Genomic DNA, 1,581 nt, shown 5'->3' on the forward strand with positions numbered 1-1,581 from the left:
TCTCCCCCTCTCCTTGTCTCCCCCTCTCCTTGTCTCCCCCTCTTCCCCCTCCCCCACTCCCCCCCTCCTCCGCTCCTTCCTTTTACCCATTACCTTATTTTTGGTAATGGGGTTAGCTGCTTGTGGGGGTCAAAAGCCCACAGATTCCAAATCAGCAGGTTCAGATTCATCATCCAAAAACTCGGATAGCAATTTGACCTTTTTAAATGTGGATTTGGAACAAGCAGATGAGGTGGGACGACCAGTTTGGCGAGTTAGAGCCAACCAAGCAAAATACACTAAAGAAAAGCAAATTGGTCAAGCGCAAAATCCCTATGGTGAACTATATCAAGATGGGAAAGTTGTTTATCAAGTAAAAGCAGATGTAGCAGACATCGATCAGGATGGTAAGCAGTTGCTTTTGAAGGGAAAAATCATTGCCACAGATCCTCGTAACGGCATTGTGTTGCAAGGTAATGAATTAGAATGGCGTCCGAAAGAAGATTTATTAATTGTCCGCAACCAGTTGAACGGAACGCATCAACAATTACAAGCGGTAGCGCAAGAAGCACGAGTTAAAACCCGCGAACAACGCATAGATTTTTCTGGAGGGGTAATAGCAAATTCTGGCGATCCCCAAGTGCAAATGCGAACCGAGCATTTGATTTGGCAAATTAAACAAGACAAATTAATCGCCGATCGCCCTGTGCAATTTGACCGCTACAAAGATAATTTAATCAGCGATCGCGGTAGAGGAGATTCGGGAGAATTTAACTTAAAAACGAAAATTGCTACCCTCAACAAAAATGCCCAAGTAGAATTACTAGACCCCCCAATGCAAATAGCTAGTAATTCTATGACTTGGAATTTAAACGCACAAACGGTCAATACAAATGCACCCGTGCGCTTCTTCCATCGCGCCGAAAATGTTCTCGTGACGGCTAATAAAGCGCAAATGAAAATAGCGCAAAAAATAGTTTATTTAACAGGCAATGTTAACGCCATAGGGCAGCGTCGTCAGGCGATTAAATCTAATATCTTAACTTGGTTTCTTGAGAGTAAATTAATTGAAGCTCAGGGCAATGTAGTTTATCGACAAGTTGACCCACCATTAACTTTTAACGGTGACAAAGCCGTCGGTAATTTACAAACCGAAAACATAACCGTCAGTGGTGGTAATACTTCTGGTGGTAGGGTAGTTACAGAAATTATCCCCCAAGATCCAGGAGTTAAGAATTAGGATAGTGGGGTATGGGGCATGGGGCATGGGGCATGGGGCATGGGGCATGGGGCATGGGGCATGGGGCATGGAAAGAATCGTATTTATTCACGCACTTGCTTTATTGAACTTCTTTAATTCTCACTGCGAGCGTGCCCATTGCCCAAGCAAGAGGGGGAAAGGGGAATGGGGAAAGGGACTCATGTAGAAATATTTTCTTTTCTCTTCGACTGATTTTAAATGACTCCATCTCCCTTTCCCCTTTTTTCCTTACCCTTTTCCCCTCTTAAAAATGCCCAATGCCCATTGCCCAATGCCCATTGCCCAAATCAAAACCATCCTTCTTGTTCCAGGGTTTCAATTAACTGTAAGCCACGGGGATC

Annotated in this window: 1 protein-coding gene; it reads left to right on the forward strand. The window is 44.1% G+C overall.

Annotated features, from left to right (window positions below; translation table 11 throughout):
- The first annotated feature begins 88 nt into the window (after positions 1-88).
- Positions 89-1,219 carry an LPS export ABC transporter periplasmic protein LptC gene (gene lptC / locus TOL9009_RS39935; protein ID WP_313885073.1) on the forward strand — a complete coding sequence of 377 codons (1,131 nt, stop codon included), beginning with the start codon at positions 89-91 and terminating at the stop codon, positions 1,217-1,219.
- Positions 1,220-1,581: the final 362 nt, after the last annotated feature.

This window comes from [Scytonema hofmanni] UTEX 2349 (assembly GCF_000582685.1).
Taxonomy (GTDB): domain Bacteria; phylum Cyanobacteriota; class Cyanobacteriia; order Cyanobacteriales; family Nostocaceae; genus Hassallia; species Hassallia hofmanni.